Source organism: Shewanella sp. GD04112 (assembly GCF_029835735.1).
In the GTDB taxonomy this organism is placed as follows: domain Bacteria; phylum Pseudomonadota; class Gammaproteobacteria; order Enterobacterales; family Shewanellaceae; genus Shewanella.
In genome coordinates this window covers 259,566-278,225 of sequence record NZ_JAOEAL010000001.1, presented here as the reverse complement: position 1 = coordinate 278,225, position 18,660 = coordinate 259,566, and the positions used below count along the sequence as shown (strand labels likewise).

Sequence of the window (18,660 nt, the reverse complement as noted above, 5' to 3'; positions counted from 1 at the left end):
GCTTATATCATCAACAGTCAACTACCGTTAATTCTTAATCCCTAGCTGTTTTAATTTGCGATACAAGGCATTACGACTAATCCCCAAACGCTTAGCACATTGGCTCACATTGCCCTCACAGGCACGATAAGCCTGCAACACGTTCAGATTTATGGTTCCGTGGAGCGAGTCTATGGTGGCGGAGCTAGACTCGGACAGTTCGTGCGAATGCGCCGTTGTTTCTGCTTCGACAACCTCAGTTAAGGTGTACGGCTCACACGCCAGGTTCATTAACTTTTGAGCAAGGTAATCGGGGAGATGATTTATCTCGAGTACAGCCTCACCTTCGGCCATCAAACAGGCCACCTGCATTAGGTTATCCAGCTCCCTTAGGTTGCCGGGCCAATCGTAGCGCATCAGTTGCGCCAACAGCTCAGTACACAAGGTTTGCGCGCTGCTGCGGTGACGGCGGTGCAACTTATGGATGATGCGTTCAATATCCTGCCGCTCACGCAGCGCAGGCAGCCGCACCTGCAATCCATTCAGGCGATAAAACAAATCCTGACGGAACAGCCCCTGCGCCACCAGCGATTCTAAGTCCATATGGGTCGCGGCGATGATCTGAATATCGACCTTAAAACTTTGATTACTGCCGACGGGGACCACCTCGCGCTCCTGTAGCACCCGGAGTAAACGGCTCTGCGCCGCCAGTGGCATCTCGCCAATTTCATCGAGGAACAAAAAGCCGCCGTGTGCCTGACGGATCTTACCGATAAAACCAGTTCGATTGGCGCCAGTAAAAGCCCCCGCCTGATAACCAAATAGCTCAGACTCAACCAATTCCGCGGGCAAGGCGGCGCAGTTCACCGCCACCAAGGGCTGTGCGCGACGGGCACTCTGGGCGTGGAGCTTTTTCACAAATTGCTCTTTGCCGACACCCGTTTCGCCAAGCACAAGTAAAGGAATTTGCTTAGTGATCACCTTGTTCGCCTGCTGCCAGGCACGCTCAAGTAACGGGTCGCGAAACCTGACGCCTAATTGGTTCAAGGGTTTATCTTGAAGGGTTCTGGTACTTTTCGTCTGCGTAAGTGCCAATGCTTGCGTCTGCACATGCAGCGCCGAATCGCGGTGAAAGCCCCCCGCTCGCGCCCAATTGTCGCCGAGGTGTTGCTCTAAACTGTCACCCAGTTTGGCCTGACTCAACAGTTGTTTCGCCATGGGATTACAGCCGACAATCCGCCCGTCACTGCTAGCGATAACTATGCCTTGCCAACCGGAATTTAATAGACTCGGCTGCGCCGCGAAATCGATTCGATAATGACTGTCGGGCAGATGACACAGCAGCGCCGTTTCGACCTGCTGCGCCAGACTCGATACTAGCATCAAGGTTTGCTGCGAATGCCGTTGCTGTTCACTGGTAATATCGAGCACTCCGAGCATCTCGCCTTGGGGCGAAAAAATCGGGCAAGCGGTGCAACTCATAAAACGGTTTTGGCGGATAAAATGCTGCTCTCCGACCACTGACACCGCCTGCTTGGCCGTGAGCGCTGTGCCTATTGCATTGGTGCCCTTATACTTTTCGAGCCAGTTGACCCCAATATCGAGCGCCACATCCGCCAGCTTGCTGGAATAGCGGCTCACGCCCCAATGTTTCAGCACATAACCATCGGCATCGGAGAGCAATAATCGACTATTAGAGTGCGCCATCAGTTGATTAAACAGCGGCAAGGCATGGGATTGTACTAATTCGATGAGCTGCTGATATTGTTCATGTTTATGTTTGAGCTCCGAACGCGTGAGCCTGAGAGCCTCACCGGCATGAAACTCTGACAAGCCAGCACCTAAGCTGCGCTGCCATGAATCGGTTAACCATGCCTGTGTGGTTGGAAAATGCGGTTTTACTGTCATAGCCAAGCTCCCCGAGCGCTGTTCCATTTCGGCACACCCATGATGTGTCGTTGGATGACAAAATGACCACAGGGCACCTTTCCTTCCGTGAGCGCCCCTATTGTTTGGGATCTACAAAATTAGCTTTTCATCATACTGTTAGCTCAACAAGTGTACAACTCCTGCCAGTTTGGCACTGTCCTTGCGATGTCTATTTATACGCAGTGCTCAAGTGTTGCGTAAGAGAACACCAACTTAATCAAGAGCTTTGTCAGTCAACTCGATTGGCAAAGGATAAAAATAACAACAGTGCTTAAACCCATTTCAACAAGACCCATTGCTGAGACGCTGCACATTTAGCGTATTCGGCAGCCACAGAAGGAAAACACTATGATTTATGCTCAACCCGGAACCGCTGGTGCCATCGTTAACTTTAAAGAAAAATACGCCAACTTTATCGGTGGCAAATGGATCGCCCCAGTCAACGGCGAATACTTCGATAATCGCTCCCCCATCAATGGTCAAAACTTCTGTAAAATTCCCCGCTCCGACTACCGCGATATCGAACTGGCGCTCGATGCTGCCCACGCCGCTAAAGATGCTTGGGGCAAAACCTCAGTCACCGAGCGTGCCAATTTACTGCTGCGTATCGCCGATCGCGTTGAGCAAAATCTCGAATACTTAGCTGTTGCCGAAACCTGGGAAAACGGTAAAGCAGTGCGCGAAACTCTCAACGCCGACTTACCTCTGTTTGTCGACCATTTCCGTTACTTCGCCGGCTGCATTCGAGCACAAGAAGGAAGCGCCGCCGATATCGATGGCAACACCGTCAGCTACCACTTCCCCGAGCCATTGGGTGTCGTCGGGCAAATCATCCCGTGGAACTTCCCACTGTTGATGGCGGCATGGAAAATCGCCCCCGCACTCGCCGCGGGTAACTGCGTAGTACTCAAACCCGCCGAGCAAACGCCCGTATCTATCCTTGTGCTGCTCGAACTGATTGAAGATCTGCTGCCGCCCGGCATCCTTAACGTCGTCAACGGTTTTGGCGCCGAAGCGGGCCAAGCCCTCGCCACCAGCAAACGCATCGCTAAACTGGCCTTTACTGGTTCCACCGAAGTCGGTTACCACATCTTAAAATGTGCCGCCGAATCGCTGATCCCATCGACCGTCGAACTCGGTGGTAAGTCGCCTAACCTGTATTTCGCCGATGTGATGGACCACGAAGACGAGTATTTAGATAAGGCCGTCGAAGGCATGTTACTGGCCTTCTTCAACCAAGGTGAAGTCTGTACTTGCCCATCAAGGGTGTTAATCCAAGAGTCAATTTACGATCGCTTTATCGAAAAAGTGCTCGCCCGTGCGCAAACCATCAAGCAGGGCAACCCGCTGGATACCGCCACCCAAGTGGGCGCACAGGCCTCCCAAGAACAGTTCGATAAGATCTTAAGCTATCTCGCGATTGGTAAAGATGAAGGCGCGCAGGTGCTTTTAGGCGGCTCGCTCTGCCAGCTCGAAGGCGAGCAAAGCAAAGGCTATTACATCAGCCCAACCATCATGAAAGGCCATAATAAGATGCGGATTTTCCAAGAGGAAATCTTCGGTCCGGTAATTTCGGTGACCACCTTCAAGGATGAAGCCGAAGCCTTGGCAATTGCCAACGATACCGAATACGGCCTTGGTGCGGGTGTATGGACTCGGGATATGAACCGCGCCCAGCGTCTAGGTCGCGGCATTCAAGCGGGTCGCGTTTGGATTAACTGCTACCACGCCTATCCTGCCCACGCGGCCTTTGGCGGTTATAAGAAGTCGGGCATCGGCCGTGAGACCCATAAAATGATGCTCAATCACTATCAAAACACCAAAAACCTATTGGTGAGTTACGATATCAATCCGCTCGGGTTCTTCTAACCGAGCTGAAACCTTGCCTTGATAACAAGAAAGGGCCATTGGCCCTTTCTTTATTTTTAGCGCGTTGAACTATAAGAACATACCGCCAGATGCCTCGATACGTTGTGCGTTTATCCACGCCGCGGCGGGTGACAACAAGACACTGATTGCGCCGCCAATATCCTCGGGTAATCCCACCCGCCCCAAAGCCGTTTGCTGCGCTAAAAACTCATTCATCTGTCGGTTATCCCGCACCGCACCACCACCAAAGTCCGTTTCAATTGCACCGGGAGCCAGCACATTAACGCGAATGCCCCGTGGCCCTAACTCCTTAGCCCAGTATTTGGTCATGGTTTCGACCGCGCCTTTCATGGTGGCGTAGGCGCCAAACCCCGGGATTGCAAAGCGCGTTAACCCCGTAGAGACATTGATAATACTGCCGTTATCGGCAAGTAGAGGCAGCAACGCCTGAGTTAAAAAGAAGGGGCCTTTGACATGGATATTCATCAGAGTATCGAACTGCTCCACGCTGGTTTCTGCCATAGGCACATGGATACCAATCCCAGCATTATTAACTAGATAGTTAAAACTATCCCGCTGCCAAGTCTGTTCGAGTGCGGTTTTTACGCGTAGCGAAAAATCGTTAAAGGATTGGCTATCACCCACATCTAACGGTAAAGCGACAGCCTTGCGCCCGTGCCATTCAATTTCCGCGACCACCTCGGCGGCGGCAGCAGCATTGCTTTGGTAAGTTAGAATAATATCAACACCTTGTGCGGCTATGGTCAGGGCCGCATTTTTACCTAAGCCACGGCTTGCACCAGTGATCAGCGCGATGGGAGTTGTGTTCATTGTGTATCCTCTTCATTCATCTATGTTAATGCCGCCGCACAGCATGGCGATCCCACTGCACACAGCTTATTACTTGCACAAAGAGGGATAAACACACTATAAATGGCAAGACTGTTAGCCATTAGAGAACAATTGCGATGCAAGATAGACTACAAGCCATGCAAATTTTTATGCGGGTGGCTGAATTAGAGAGTTTTACTCAAGCCAGTATCAGCCTTGGTCTATCGAAAACCCATGTGTCGAATGTCGTAGCTCAGTTCGAAACCGCACTAGGGGCACGCTTACTACAACGCACCACCCGCACGGTGCGCCTCACTCAAGATGGTATAAGTTGTTATGAGCGCTGCAAAAACTTGCTCACCGACTATCAAGAGTTAGAAAGCCTTTTCCAACTGCAGGCAGTGCAAGTTTCCGGTCGCTTAAGAGTCGATATGTCCACGGGGATAGCACGAAACTTAGTACTTCCCCATCTTCCTGAGTTTATTGAACAATATCCCCAAATTGAGTTGGAGCTAAGCAGTACTGACCGCAAAGTCGATATCGTCGCCGAAGGTTTTGACTGCGTGATCCGCGTTGGCAGCGTGCAGCAAGAAGGCGTTATCGCCAAAAAGATTGGCCACTTTAAGATGCTTAACTGCGTTAGCCCAAGCTACATCGCAAAATACGGCAAACCATCGAATATAGAAGAACTTAGCCATGGGCATAAGCTTATCCACTACGTTGGCCAGTTAGGCGGCAGCGATTCAGGATTTGAGTATCTGAGCCAAGATAATCACGAACTATGCGCCCTAGCCTTACCTAAGTTAATCACAGTCAATAATGCCGATGCCTACAGCGCGGCCTGTCTCGCAGGATTAGGCATTATTCAAGCGCCGAATATTGGGGTGGCAAAATATCTCCAAACCGGAGAACTGATTGAGATCCTGCCAGATTATCCTGCCCCCTCAATGCCAGTGAGCCTGCTCTATCCCCATAGGCGCCACCTTTCTAAACGCCTTCAGGTATTTATGGCTTGGTTAACCGAGCTGCTAACGCCTTTTTTAGTATCGCGTTAACGGCTAGTCTCGATATTCGCTAACCGCTGCGAAAGTTTTGCCATCGAGCTTGCTGTGCGGGGATCGCTCTCAGGTTCGACCACGGGGTTAAATTCGAGGCGCGGACCGACGAACCTACCTAGACGGCTTGGCAGAATATGCAAATCCCAAACTAACTGATCGTAGTAATGCAGCCGCAGGCCATTATCCGCAACTGGCCAATGGGCATAGAGTAAAAACGAATGATAGCTCTGCGAGAGGGAGCGGCTCGCCACTAATTTAAAATTTGCATCGAGCAGGCTGCACTCGGTCGATTCTTCAAAGGGACAATCGTAGGAGGTCAGCAGTAAATAGCCTTGGGTGCCATTGGGTAACGAGCAGCGGTACTGGGCCTCAAGCTGCCTTCCTGCGATGTTGACCCCAGCAGCTTGCTGATTGAAATACAAAGGTTGAGTGAGCGCCTCGGTATCGGACACTCGCAGTGTGAAGGCTGTTATCGGCTTCATGCGGTATCCTCCCAATGCCTTGAAATCGCTAATTTCGCTTCCAATACAGGCCCATCAAAATCAGGTATCCCACAAAATACGCCAGCAAGTCGAGTGGGTCGAAATGGCTACCAATCACGATTCGCGCCAAGCGATTGCCGCCCAGCCCCAGCTTGTCCACTAAGCCCCAATACTGGCCAAATTCGATTGCGAAGGCAAACAGCAACACAGCCAGCGCCAACCATGGCGTGTGCCAAAACCGATTGATTGACTCCCCTTTTGTATTCACCACGGGCACGAGCGTACGCGCCATGCAAAACAACAGGATCACCACTAACACGTCACCGACAAAACCGCGAATAAACCCCGGAGGCGCAAAACGCGCGATCAACACTTCAATGATAAACAGCAGCACCGCATAAATTAAAAAAGATTTTCGATCGGGCCGACGGCTAAAAAGATGGACTGGCATAAACGGTTAATCCCTTACCTCTCGAAGATTAAGCGGCAAAATCTAGCTGAATACCAATAGCTTAACAAGCTTAGTTCGATGGATTTCTCACTTATTTATCCCGTTCACTCATCAGAACACCGGGCAAGTTCACTCCGCAAAATTTAAGCGCCGTTTAAGTTTGGCTTTAGTAGCCTGCAAGCACACCACCTTAGGAGCAACAGATCATGTCCTCAAATATGCAGCAAAACATCAACGTCTGGGATCCCTTGATCCGTATCTTTCACTGGTCATTGGTAGGCTTTTTTACCTTAGCCTACCTCACCGAAGGTGAAAACGAATGGATGAGCATCCACAGTTACGCCGGCTACAGCATCTTAACCCTGCTGGTATTTCGCCTGTTATGGGGTGTGATTGGCACTCACCATGCGCGTTTTATCAACTTTGTCACCAGTCCGAGCATCGCATGGGCTTACCTGAAAGAACTGTTCACGGGTAAGGCTAAGGATTACATAGGCCACAATCCTGCAGGCGCACTGATGATAGTCGCCCTGATCCTCAGCATAGGGTTCACTGGCTTCTCCGGCATGGCGCTTTATGCCACCGATGACCAAGGTCCACTGGCCACAAGCTTTTTCGCCACTTGGCCCGAGGGCGCACTGAAGGAAGTGCATGAGTTTTTCGCCAATTTCAGCCTGTTTCTTATCGTCACCCATGTCGGCGGCGTGATCGTCAGCAGCCTGCTGCATAAGGAAAACCTCGTTAGAGCCATGCTGACAGGTAAAAAGCAGCGCCCGCTGATCCAACAAGATGAACATCAATAATCGTCGAAATCGACCGTTCAAAGGAGTCGGAAATGAACAACAACCTGAATAAAAGCCTGATTGGATTGGCACTCACTGTGGTACTGCTCAGCAGTGTTAATGCCAGCGCCGCCAATACTAAGGTCGCCAGCTTGCCACTCAGCGCCGAGCGAATCGGCTTACAACTGCAACAATATCAGGCACAAGGCGCAGGCCCCTTTAGCGCCGCGGCAGGCCAAACACTCTGGCTACAGCAAAGTGAAGATCGCAGCTGTGCCAGCTGCCACACCGCCAAAGTGACAGACTCAGGTATGCATCAAAACACCCGAAAGCCCATCGAGGCCATGGCGCCGTCGCTCACCAGTAACCGTTTAACCGATGCGGCCAAGATTGAGAAATGGTTTACCCGCAACTGTAACTGGACCTTTAAACGCGAGTGCACGCCTCAAGAAAAAGGCGACGTACTGCTGTGGCTCAGTTTGCAATAACGGCGTTATTCACATTCATTTTAATCAGTAAAACCTAAGGAAATACCATGACTAAACAAGCCCATCCCCTAAGCTGGATTGTAGGCTCCACACTCACCGCCCTCGCCCTTGCGATAGGCGCCGTAGGGCTCAGCTTGACCTTTACCAGTACAGGTTATGCCGACGATGGTCGAGAGCTGAATCAAGCTATCCCACAAAATGCAGAGTACTCGGCAGAATGCGGTAGCTGCCATATGGCGTATCCCGCAAATTTACTGCCCGCCGAAAAATGGCTGGCAATTACCCGCAACCTAAGCAACCACTTTGGTGATGATGCCAGCATGGCGCCTGAAGCAGCGGCTAGAATTGAGCAATATCTCGTTCAACATGCTGCGCAAAATGGTAAGGTGATGAAAAATAGCAAACCTTTGATTGCCGGCATGGGGCCGCAAAAAATTACCGAGCAAGCATTTTTTATCCGTAAGCACGATGAGATCCCAAGACGCATGGTGCAAGATAACCCCAAAGTCGGCTCATTCAGCCAATGCAGCAATTGCCATAACCTCGCAGAGAAGGGCATATTCGATGAAGATACCGTTAATATTCCTGGCTTTGGCCGCTGGGATGATTAACAGCCCAAGCTGTCTAGCCCATGATGAAGACCTCTCCAACAGAGTGGTCGAATGGGTGAAGGAGGGTAAAGTATTACCCTTCGACACCATAATGCAACGCTATGAGTCGCGCCTTAAGGGGCGCTTGCTCGACCTCGAGGTCGAGCAAAAACACGGGCGCATCATCTATGAACTCGAAATCCTGCGCGAGGATGGCATTGTCTATGAGATTAAGATCGATGCCAAAACGGGTGAATGGCTTAAGGAAAAGGTCGACTAATGCGCTTACTCTTGATTGAAGATGATGCCGACTTAGTGGCTCGGCTCATTCCCGCCCTTAACAAGGCGGGCTACACGGTTGAACATGCCAATAACGGTATCGATGGCGCGTTTCTTGGTGAGGAAGAAACCTTCGAAGCGGTGATCCTCGATTTAGGCTTGCCCGGTAAGCCGGGCTTAAGCGTACTGAGCCAATGGCGCCAAAAGGGCCTGCTGATGCCTGTGTTAATTCTTACAGCTCGCGATGCTTGGCACGAACGCGTCGATGGCCTAAAGGCTGGCGCCGATGATTATCTCGGCAAACCTTTCCATGTTGAGGAGCTGCTCGCCAGATTGGAAGCGCTGATCCGCCGCCACTTTGGCCGCGCCGATAATCTGCTGCAACATGCGGGCGTCTCCCTCGATGTGGATAAACAAGCGGTGACCAATGCCGAAGGAGAAGTTATCGAGCTGACTAAGATTGAGTACCGCCTGCTGCATTATTTAATGGCCAACCCGACTAAAATTGTCTCCAAATCCGAGTTGAGCGAGCGTATTTACGAAGAGGAACAAATCAAAGACAGCAATGTGATTGAAGTGTACATCAACCGACTCCGTCAACGCCTAGGCAAAGACTATATCGAGACGCGGCGCGGCCAAGGTTATCGACTCAAGGATGCCTAAGCGTGTATTCACTCAAAGCCTATCTCACCCGCAATCTGCTTATCACCCTCACCTGCGCCATGGCGTTATTGTTGTATTTGCTATTTCAAGGCATTCAAATCTTAACCCAAGACTTTGTCGCCTCGCGCCTGCAACACGATGCCGATAGCCTGATCTCCGCCCTAGAGCCGCAATCCGATGGCACTTGGGCACTGAGTGCAGACAGGCTCCCCAATGTGTATCACAGGGTCAATTCGGGCCACTACTTTGCGATTAACATCGGTGAGCAGTTATTACGTTCACGCTCGCTGTTTGACCATGCCGTCTCACTCCCCAATCTTAAAGTTGGCGAGCAACAACAAGCCACTCAATACGTTGGCCAAGAGCACTGGCTGATGTTTAGCCAGACCATAGTCAAGAATGGGCAAACCATTACCCTCTGGGTAACGGAAGACATAAGCTCGCTCGAGCAAACCCAATTACGCTTTCTAGGCTTTGCGGCGGTAGTGGTACTGCTGACCATTATGATCCTGCTATTTGCCCAGTATCTGTTGCTAAAACGGGGCTTTAAACCGCTAGAGCAAATGCCAGATGCCATCAGGCAACTGCGGCTCCAAGGTCAAGAAATTGATACCCAGCATACGCCAACAGAAATTAGCCCTTTGATTGAGGAAATCGAACGCCTCATGAATCAACTCGGGCAGAGGGTGCAACGTTCACGCAATGCCTTGGGTAATCTTGCCCACGAAATGAAACGTCCTCTGCAAGGGCTACAATCCTACCTCGATAGCCTAGCGCCAGAACAAAGACGCGAAGGTAGCAAGGTACTTGCGGATCTGCACCATATTATTGAGCGCGAGCTTAAGCGCACTAAAATCGTCGGACTTTCAACGCCTGGACGTTTCACCGTGCTCAATGACGATCTGCCGCCACTTATCCAAGTGATGCAGCGCATCTATCCAAAACGTCAAATTGATTGTCAGTTGGATAAAACACTGGTCATGCCCTTCGATCGGGACGACTTGCTGGAACTGCTTGGCAATCTGCTCGACAACGCCTGCAAGCATGCGCGTCGACAGATACAGCTTTGTATTAAGCAGACAAATGCCAGCAATCAAGCGTATCAAATAGAGGTCAGCGACGATGGCGAAGGAGTATCGGATAGAGATTTAACGGTGATTACGGAGCGAGGGATTCGGCTCGATGAGAGCATTCAAGGCCATGGTTTAGGCCTGTCGATTTGCAAAGATATTGTCGAGAGTTATCAGGGGGAACTTAGCTTTACGCATTCAACACTTGGCGGGCTAAAGGTTAGCGTGATATTGCCTCAGCCGCATTAAGCGCACAGCAAAGCAAACACTCTGCTGTGCGATGGGCATTACGACTTGTAAGGCATAGGGCCAAGATAATCTTTCTTACCCACATCCACACCGTTGTGGCGCAAAATCGCATAGGCCGTCGTCACATGGAAATATAAGTTCGGGATGGCATGCTCAATCGCAAACTCGTACCCCGTCAAATACTTACCTTCCCAACGCGGTTGAGAAACATGAATAGTCGCCGCATCGGCAAAATCTGCCTCGGTAAATTGAGCTAAGTACTCGATAACAGAAGCAATACGTGCCTGCAGCTCAGGTAGCGTCGTTTCAGTATCATCATGCTTAGGCACAGTTTCTAAATTACCCGTCAGACGCGCGACCCCAATCTTAGCGGTATCACAGGCAATCTGGATCTGACGGGTCAGATTAAATTGGTCGGGTGCTAAGCGGGAATTCAATAATACCGCCATATCCACCTTCTTCAAGTTGGCAAAAACCTCACCCTTTTCCAGAATAAGACTCAAATTTTTCAGCATCTTGCTAAATTGAACAGCCGTTAAATCATAAAGCATGACATAAACTCCTGTGATAAACGCCACCAGATTGCAGCACTTCGGATTATCTTGGGGCAAATAACATGATTTCAACAGCAGAAAATAAAGATTTATTTTGCGTTAGCCTGAGGCTGGTAGGTAAAGAAAGATAGGAGCGGCTAAAAAATGGTACAAATAAAACGAAAAAAGCCTCATCTTTCGATGAGGCTTATCTCTTTGTGTTGGCGGAGCGGACGGGACTCGAACCCGCGACCCCCGGCGTGACAGGCCGGTATTCTAACCAACTGAACTACCGCTCCAACTCTGTATGGTCATTGACCAAATTAGGCGCTTGGCGATGACCTACTCTCACATGGGGAGACCCCACACTACCATCGGCGCGATTGCGTTTCACTTCTGAGTTCGGGATGGGATCAGGTGGGACCACAATGCTATTGTCACCAAGCAAATTTGTTATTCACTACCCGTCTTATCGTCGCAGGCAGTAAATTAATTCGGAAAGCTGGTTTGAGTTGCACTTCTTAAGTGTTTGTATTCAAGCTAAGTACTTGTAAAACCCATCTGGGTTGTATGGTTAAGCCTCTCGAGTCATTAGTATCAGTTAGCTCAACGCCTCACAACGCTTACACACCTGACCTATCAACGTCCTAGTCTCGAACGGCTCTTTAGTGGACTTAAAGTCCAAGGGATGACTCATCTTGGGGCTCGCTTCCCGCTTAGATGCTTTCAGCGGTTATCGATTCCGAACATAGCTACCGGGCAATGCCATTGGCATGACAACCCGAACACCAGCGGTTCGTTCACTCCGGTCCTCTCGTACTAGGAGCAACTCCCCTCAATCATCCAACGCCCACGGCAGATAGGGACCGAACTGTCTCACGACGTTCTGAACCCAGCTCGCGTACCACTTTAAATGGCGAACAGCCATACCCTTGGGACCGACTTCAGCCCCAGGATGTGATGAGCCGACATCGAGGTGCCAAACACCGCCGTCGATATGAACTCTTGGGCGGTATCAGCCTGTTATCCCCGGAGTACCTTTTATCCGTTGAGCGATGGCCCTTCCATTCAGAACCACCGGATCACTATGACCTACTTTCGTACCTGCTCGACGTGTCTGTCTCGCAGTTAAGCTGGCTTATGCCATTGCACTAACCGTACGATGTCCGACCGTACTTAGCCAACCTTCGTGCTCCTCCGTTACTCTTTGGGAGGAGACCGCCCCAGTCAAACTACCCACCAGGCACTGTCCTTAACCCCGATTAGGGGCCCAAGTTAGAACATCAACACTACAAGGGTGGTATTTCAAGGACGACTCCACGAGAACTAGCGTTCCCGCTTCAAAGTCTCCCACCTATCCTACACATGTAGGGTCAATGTTCAGTGCCAAGCTATAGTAAAGGTTCACGGGGTCTTTCCGTCTAGCCGCGGGTATACGGCATCTTCACCGCAATTTCAACTTCACTGAGTCTCGGCTGGAGACAGCGTGGCCATCATTACGCCATTCGTGCAGGTCGGAACTTACCCGACAAGGAATTTCGCTACCTTAGGACCGTTATAGTTACGGCCGCCGTTTACCGGGGCTTCGATCATGAGCTTCTCTTGCGATAACCCAATCAATTAACCTTCCGGCACCGGGCAGGCGTCACACCGTATACGTCATCTTGCGATTTTGCACAGTGCTGTGTTTTTGATAAACAGTTGCAGCCACCTGGTATCTGCGACTGCCGTCAGCTTAGGGAGCAAGTCCCATCACCAACAGCAGCGTACCTTCTCCCGAAGTTACGGTACCATTTTGCCTAGTTCCTTCAGCCGAGTTCTCTCAAGCGCCTTGGTATTCTCTACCCGACCACCTGTGTCGGTTTGGGGTACGATTCCCGCTAACCTGAAGCTTAGAAGATTTTCCTGGAAGCATGGCATCAACTACTTCATCCCCTTGGGGACTCGTCATCAGCTCTCAGTGTATAGTGACCCGGATTTGCCTAAGTCACCCACCTACCACCTTAAACGCGGACTACCAACGCCGCGCTAGCCTAGCCTTCTCCGTCTCTCCATCGCAGTTAGCGGAAGTACAGAAATATTAATCTGTTTCCCATCGACTACGCCTTTCGGCCTCGCCTTAGGGGTCGACTCACCCTGCCCCGATTAACGTTGGACAGGAACCCTTGGTCTTTCGGCGAGGGGGTTTTTCACCCCCTTTATCGTTACTCATGTCAGCATTCGCACTTCTGATACCTCCAGCGTGGGTTACCCCTTCACCTTCAACGGCTTACAGAACGCTCCTCTACCGCGCAACCCTAATGGATTGCACCCGTAGCTTCGGTGGTATGTTTAGCCCCGTTACATCTTCCGCGCAGGCCGACTCGACTAGTGAGCTATTACGCTTTCTTTAAATGATGGCTGCTTCTAAGCCAACATCCTAGCTGTCTAAGCCTTCCCACATCGTTTCCCACTTAACATACACTTTGGGACCTTAGCTGACGGTCTGGGTTGTTTCCCTTTTGACGACGGACGTTAGCACCCGCCGTCTGTCTCCCGGATAGCACTCTTTGGTATTCGGAGTTTGCAAAGGGTTGGTAAGTCGGGATGACCCCCTAGCCTTAACAGTGCTCTACCCCCAAAGGTGTTCGTCCGAGGCGCTACCTAAATAGCTTTCGAGGAGAACCAGATATCTCCCGGTTTGATTGGCCTTTCACCCCCAGCCACAAGTCATCCGCTAATTTTTCAACATTAGTCGGTTCGGTCCTCCAGTTGATGTTACTCAACCTTCAACCTGCCCATGGCTAGATCACCGGGTTTCGGGTCTACGCCTTGCAACTAAACGCGCAGTTAACACTCGGTTTCCCTACGGCTCCGCTATTCGCTTAACCTCGCTACAAAACGTAAGTCGCTGACCCATTATACAAAAGGTACGCAGTCACGGTCTCAAGAACCGCTCCCACTGCTTGTACGTATACGGTTTCAGGTTCTATTTCACTCCCCTCACAGGGGTTCTTTTCGCCTTTCCCTCACGGTACTGGTTCACTATCGGTCAGTCAGGAGTATTTAGCCTTGGAGGATGGTCCCCCCATATTCAAACAGGATATCACGTGTCCCGCCTTACTCGTTTTCATCAAAGGTTAGTTTTCGTGTACGGGGCTATCACCCTGTGCCGCTGGACTTTCCAGACCATTCCACTAACACCCCTCTGACTTAAGGGCTAATCCCCGTTCGCTCGCCGCTACTAGGGGAATCTCGGTTGATTTCTTTTCCTAAGGGTACTTAGATGTTTCAGTTCCCCTCGTTTGCCTCACTACACTATGTATTCATGCAGTGATAACAGCTTATGCTGCTGGGTTCCCCCATTCGGACATCGTTAGCTCAAATGCTTGTTACTAGCTCGCCAACGCTTTTCGCAAGTTACTACGTCCTTCATCGCCTCTGACTGCCAAGGCATCCACCGTATACGCTTAGTCGCTTAACCATACAACCCAAATGAGTTTCACTTGAGCTGTTGCGACCAGCTGGTTTTACTTGTCTCATTTCCGACCAAGGAAATGGACTCGCCTTAGACTTGAATATTCAAGACACTTAAAAAGTGTTTTAAGAACTCAATTTTTTCGTATTAACACAACGACAGACATCATTGTATTAATTACTATCAGCTTTCCAAATTGTTAAAGAACAATGCTTACCGGCTCGCGGTGCATTTCGCTCTCCCTCCTCTTTCGAGAAGTTCAACAAGCCATCTGTGTGAACACTCAACAAACATCAAGTTAGTCGTATAGGTAAGGAGGTGATCCAGCCCCAGGTTCCCCTAGGGCTACCTTGTTACGACTTCACCCCAGTCATGAACCACAAAGTGGTGAGCGCCCTCCCGAAGGTTAAGCTACCCACTTCTTTTGCAGCCCACTCCCATGGTGTGACGGGCGGTGTGTACAAGGCCCGGGAACGTATTCACCGTGGCATTCTGATCCACGATTACTAGCGATTCCGACTTCATGGAGTCGAGTTGCAGACTCCAATCCGGACTACGACGAGCTTTGTGAGATTAGCTCCACCTCGCGGCTTTGCAACCCTCTGTACTCGCCATTGTAGCACGTGTGTAGCCCTACTCGTAAGGGCCATGATGACTTGACGTCGTCCCCACCTTCCTCCGGTTTATCACCGGCAGTCTCCCTAGAGTTCCCGCCATTACGCGCTGGCAAATAAGGATAGGGGTTGCGCTCGTTGCGGGACTTAACCCAACATTTCACAACACGAGCTGACGACAGCCATGCAGCACCTGTCTCAGAGTTCCCGAAGGCACTAAGCTATCTCTAGCGAATTCTCTGGATGTCAAGAGTAGGTAAGGTTCTTCGCGTTGCATCGAATTAAACCACATGCTCCACCGCTTGTGCGGGCCCCCGTCAATTCATTTGAGTTTTAACCTTGCGGCCGTACTCCCCAGGCGGTCTACTTAATGCGTTAGCTTGAGAGCCCAGTGTTCAAGACACCAAACTCCGAGTAGACATCGTTTACGGCGTGGACTACCAGGGTATCTAATCCTGTTTGCTCCCCACGCTTTCGTGCCTGAGCGTCAGTCTTTGTCCAGGGGGCCGCCTTCGCCACCGGTATTCCTCCAGATCTCTACGCATTTCACCGCTACACCTGGAATTCTACCCCCCTCTACAAGACTCTAGTTTGCCAGTTCGAAATGCAATTCCCAGGTTGAGCCCGGGGCTTTCACATCTCGCTTAACAAACCGCCTGCGCACGCTTTACGCCCAGTAATTCCGATTAACGCTTGGACCCTCCGTATTACCGCGGCTGCTGGCACGGAGTTAGCCGGTCCTTCTTCTGTAGGTAACGTCACAGCTGCAAGGTATTAACTTACAACCTTTCCTCCCTACTGAAAGTGCTTTACAACCCGAAGGCCTTCTTCACACACGCGGCATGGCTGCATCAGGGTTTCCCCCATTGTGCAATATTCCCCACTGCTGCCTCCCGTAGGAGTCTGGGCCGTGTCTCAGTCCCAGTGTGGCTGATCATCCTCTCAGAACAGCTAGGGATCGTCGCCTTGGTGAGCCATTACCTCACCAACTAGCTAATCCCACCTAGGTTCATCCAATCGCGGAAGGCCCGAAGGTCCCCTCCTTTCCCCCGTAGGGCGTATGCGGTATTAGCAGTCGTTTCCAACTGTTATCCCCCACGACTGGGCAGATCCCTAGGCATTACTCACCCGTCCGCCGCTCGCCACCTCAGGAGTAAACTCCCTTGTGCTGCCGCTCGACTTGCATGTGTTAGGCCTGCCGCCAGCGTTCAATCTGAGCCATGATCAAACTCTTCAATTAAAAGTTTTTTTGTTTAACTCGCGTTAAACGACTCAATGAATTCTGAATCGACTTAACTTAATAAGTCGTTGTACATATTGCTATGAACACTCATTCATTGATTTAAATTTTGATTACTCGCCAAACGGCAGAGTAATTTCGATTAACTCAACACCTGTGAGTGTCCACACAGATTTCTTGTTTAGATTGTTAAAGAGCATTTGACCACTCACTTCGCGTTACCGCTCAGCGGGTCAGGGCTGCGTATTCTACGCATTTCCCGTGTCGCGTCAAGGCGTTTTTGCAAACTTCTTGAAGCTTTCGAACCAAGTGCACATTTTGCATTCGATTCGCACTGTAACCGCAGTTGCTTTCGCTGTCTGCCGTGTCAGTGGATGCGCATTATAGGCAGCGAAAACTTTTGTGCAAGGGCTTTTTAAAAGAAAAAAGATCGCATGGCGATCTTTTCTACAATGGCGTTCTATTTACGCGCAATCTGCTGCTTAATTCAGCTTTTTCACGCCTTTATCGATAAAACCTTGGATCAGCGATACGGCTTTTGCGTCATCCCAATCGACAAATGATCGCACAAACGCGATCAATTGGCCGTTTTGATCGAGAATAAAGGTCGCGGGGATAGTATCTAATGGAAACACCTGCCCGAGGTTTTGCAGAGGATCATAGTAGGAATTAAAGTTTGCCATTCCTAATGAAGTTAAAAATGGCTGAACCTGCTGTTTGCCATCCGCATCGATAGAGATAGGTAATAGTGCAAACTCTTCCGCTTTAAACTTTGTAGCCAAACGTTCAATCGCAGGTAACTCTCTGACACAGGGAGGACACCAAGTCGCCCACATGTTCACCATCACGACTTTGCCTTTGTATTGGCTGAAATCGACAGCCTTGCCATCGACATCGCTAAAAGCAACGGGCTCGATAGGATAAGTCTTGGGTAAAACGTTAATCAGATCGACAGTCGACTCTATCGGCTTATTTGCCTGCTGCATGCCGGGGTACGCTTGGGCACCACCAGCAAAGGCAACAGACAGACTCGCAAGGATTGCAGCTAAGGCAAATGACTTCATTTATTATCACGCTTTAATAAAGCATCGAGCGCTTTTTGATCTTCGGCGCTGATCTCGGCCTCAGTGGCGCCACCGATACGTTGCTTGCGGATAAAGATGAAGCCAATGATCAGACCGAGCAGCAACAAACCCACTGGACCTAACCAAAGAATATAGGTTTTGGTTTCCATTTTAGGTTTGTAGAGAACGAACTCACCATAGCGGCTCGTCATAAACTCGATGATCTCATCATCGCCCTTGCCTTCATCAACCATCTTGTAGACTTCAAGACGCAGATCTCGGGCAACGGGTGAGTTCGAGTCGATCAGGTTTTGGTTTTGACATTGCGGACAACGCAGTTCATGGGCCAGCGATAAACCACGTTTTTGGTTTTCTGGCGATTTAAACTCGTAAGTATCGACGGGTGTCGCCATGGCCGTTGTTGCCATACTCAGCAACAGCACTAAACCACCGATGATTTTTGTCAGTGTTCTCACGCTGCACCATCCTTCGCCGCTTCAGCTTGTAGTTGTTGGATCATCGGGTACAAGGTCTCGCTCCATACGCGCTGGTCGATGGGACCGGCGTAACGGAAACGAATAATGCCTTTATGATCGACAATAAAGCTTTCTGGCGCACCATAAACCCCGAGGTCTAAGCCTAAACGGCCATCCTTATCGAAGATGTTGGTATGGTACGGATCGCCTTGACGTTTTAATTCTTCCAATGCGGGAATACGCTCGTCGCGGTAGTTAATCCCGTAGATAGGCAGAATATTTTGGCGTTTCAGCATGACTAAGAAAGGATGCTCATACTTACAAGATGGGCACCAAGTGGCCCATACGTTGAGTAGCGAGACTTTGCCTTTCAGTTGCTCATTGGTAATCATCTCGCTTGGTGTTTCGAGACGTTCCAGTTGGAAAGCCGGGATCGGCTTTCCTTCCAGAGCTGAATCCAGTTTCTGTGGATTTAAAAACAATCCTTTGTATAAAAATACCCCCATGCCAAGAAAGATGACTAATGGGATAAACAGAACCAACTTCTTCATATATT

Annotated in this window: 16 protein-coding genes, 1 tRNA gene and 3 rRNA genes; 8 read left to right on the top strand and 12 right to left on the bottom strand. The window is 50.3% G+C overall.

The features are described 5' to 3' along the window. Window positions 1–27: 27 nt before the first annotated feature. Window positions 28–1,887 (bottom strand): sigma-54-dependent Fis family transcriptional regulator, encoded by a 1,860-nt coding sequence (locus N7386_RS01330; RefSeq protein WP_279766812.1) that lies wholly within the window; start codon window positions 1,885–1,887, stop codon window positions 28–30. A gap of 369 nt (window positions 1,888–2,256) precedes the next feature. On the opposite strand from N7386_RS01330, the gene N7386_RS01325 reads away from it, so the two are divergent. After that, window positions 2,257–3,777, top strand: coding sequence for an aldehyde dehydrogenase (locus tag N7386_RS01325; RefSeq protein ID WP_279766811.1), 1,521 nt, complete (start codon window positions 2,257–2,259; stop codon window positions 3,775–3,777). A 69-nt stretch (window positions 3,778–3,846) separates the two neighbouring features. Here N7386_RS01325 and N7386_RS01320 read toward each other — a convergent pair whose 3' ends face one another. Then, window positions 3,847–4,608 (bottom strand): SDR family oxidoreductase, encoded by a 762-nt coding sequence (locus tag N7386_RS01320; RefSeq protein ID WP_279766810.1) that lies wholly within the window; start codon window positions 4,606–4,608, stop codon window positions 3,847–3,849. 137 nt (window positions 4,609–4,745) lie between these two features. Here N7386_RS01320 and N7386_RS01315 point away from each other — a divergent pair, with 137 nt between their 5' ends. Beyond that, window positions 4,746–5,663 (top strand): LysR family transcriptional regulator, encoded by a 918-nt coding sequence (locus N7386_RS01315; protein WP_279766809.1) that lies wholly within the window; start codon window positions 4,746–4,748, stop codon window positions 5,661–5,663. On the opposite strand, the gene N7386_RS01310 is transcribed toward N7386_RS01315, so the two are convergent. Together N7386_RS01310 and N7386_RS01305 are read right to left on the bottom strand one after the other, a co-directional pair. Continuing rightward, entirely contained in the window at window positions 5,660–6,148 is a 489-nt protein-coding gene (locus tag N7386_RS01310; protein ID WP_279766808.1) for a hypothetical protein, read from the bottom strand. The genes N7386_RS01315 and N7386_RS01310 overlap by 4 nt on opposite strands. Window positions 6,149–6,176: 28 nt before the next feature. Further along, the gene (locus N7386_RS01305; protein WP_279766807.1) at window positions 6,177–6,599 is read right to left on the bottom strand and encodes a DUF2809 domain-containing protein; all 423 of its coding nucleotides are present in this window, start codon (window positions 6,597–6,599) and stop codon (window positions 6,177–6,179) included. Between the two features lie 206 nt (window positions 6,600–6,805). On the opposite strand from N7386_RS01305, the gene N7386_RS01300 reads away from it, so the two are divergent. Genes N7386_RS01300 through N7386_RS01275 form a run of 6 tightly spaced genes read left to right on the top strand, consistent with a single transcriptional unit; the run spans window position 6,806 to window position 10,720 of the window. Continuing rightward, window positions 6,806–7,402, top strand: coding sequence for a cytochrome b/b6 domain-containing protein (locus N7386_RS01300; protein ID WP_279766806.1), 597 nt, complete (start codon window positions 6,806–6,808; stop codon window positions 7,400–7,402). A gap of 32 nt (window positions 7,403–7,434) precedes the next feature. Then, on the top strand, window positions 7,435–7,869 hold the full coding sequence (locus tag N7386_RS01295; RefSeq protein WP_279766805.1) for a DUF1924 domain-containing protein: 435 nt from the start codon (window positions 7,435–7,437) through the stop codon (window positions 7,867–7,869). Between the two features lie 47 nt (window positions 7,870–7,916). Next, on the top strand, window positions 7,917–8,480 hold the full coding sequence (locus tag N7386_RS01290; RefSeq protein WP_279766804.1) for a diacylglycerol kinase: 564 nt from the start codon (window positions 7,917–7,919) through the stop codon (window positions 8,478–8,480). Further along, window positions 8,473–8,739, top strand: coding sequence for a PepSY domain-containing protein (locus N7386_RS01285; protein ID WP_279766803.1), 267 nt, complete (start codon window positions 8,473–8,475; stop codon window positions 8,737–8,739). Before N7386_RS01290 ends, N7386_RS01285 begins: the two co-directional genes overlap by 8 nt. Further along, complete coding sequence (locus tag N7386_RS01280) at window positions 8,739–9,401, top strand: response regulator transcription factor (RefSeq protein WP_279766802.1); 663 nt, start codon at window positions 8,739–8,741, stop codon at window positions 9,399–9,401. The genes N7386_RS01285 and N7386_RS01280 overlap by 1 nt, the downstream gene beginning before the upstream one ends. 2 nt (window positions 9,402–9,403) lie before the next feature. Next, complete coding sequence (locus N7386_RS01275; protein WP_279766801.1) at window positions 9,404–10,720, top strand: sensor histidine kinase; 1,317 nt, start codon at window positions 9,404–9,406, stop codon at window positions 10,718–10,720. Between the two features lie 38 nt (window positions 10,721–10,758). On the opposite strand, the gene N7386_RS01270 is transcribed toward N7386_RS01275, so the two are convergent. From N7386_RS01270 to N7386_RS01235, 8 genes are all read right to left on the bottom strand, one after another. Beyond that, window positions 10,759–11,271, bottom strand: a complete 513-nt coding sequence (locus N7386_RS01270) for a DUF1993 domain-containing protein (RefSeq protein WP_279766800.1) — start codon at window positions 11,269–11,271, stop codon at window positions 10,759–10,761. Window positions 11,272–11,475: 204 nt separating this feature from the next. Further along, window positions 11,476–11,552: transfer RNA gene (locus N7386_RS01265), tRNA-Asp, on the bottom strand. A gap of 30 nt (window positions 11,553–11,582) precedes the next feature. Beyond that, a 5S ribosomal RNA gene (gene rrf / locus N7386_RS01260) occupies window positions 11,583–11,698 on the bottom strand. A gap of 125 nt (window positions 11,699–11,823) precedes the next feature. Next, a 23S ribosomal RNA gene (locus tag N7386_RS01255) occupies window positions 11,824–14,716 on the bottom strand. 305 nt (window positions 14,717–15,021) lie between these two features. After that, window positions 15,022–16,564, bottom strand: a 16S ribosomal RNA gene (locus tag N7386_RS01250). The 16S, 23S and 5S rRNA genes sit together here with 1 tRNA gene alongside, the layout of an rRNA operon. 482 nt (window positions 16,565–17,046) lie before the next feature. Beyond that, window positions 17,047–17,628 carry a TlpA disulfide reductase family protein gene (locus N7386_RS01245; RefSeq protein WP_279766799.1) on the bottom strand — a complete coding sequence of 194 codons (582 nt, stop codon included), beginning with the start codon at window positions 17,626–17,628 and terminating at the stop codon, window positions 17,047–17,049. Beyond that, a complete protein-coding gene (nrfF, locus tag N7386_RS01240; RefSeq protein WP_279766798.1) occupies window positions 17,625–18,104 on the bottom strand; it encodes a heme lyase NrfEFG subunit NrfF in 480 nt (159 codons plus the stop codon). The genes N7386_RS01245 and nrfF overlap by 4 nt, the downstream gene beginning before the upstream one ends. Continuing rightward, window positions 18,101–18,655: a DsbE family thiol:disulfide interchange protein gene (locus N7386_RS01235; RefSeq protein ID WP_011715476.1), complete on the bottom strand. Its 555-nt coding sequence runs from the start codon at window positions 18,653–18,655 to the stop codon at window positions 18,101–18,103. The genes nrfF and N7386_RS01235 overlap by 4 nt, the downstream gene beginning before the upstream one ends. Window positions 18,656–18,660 lie beyond the last annotated feature (5 nt).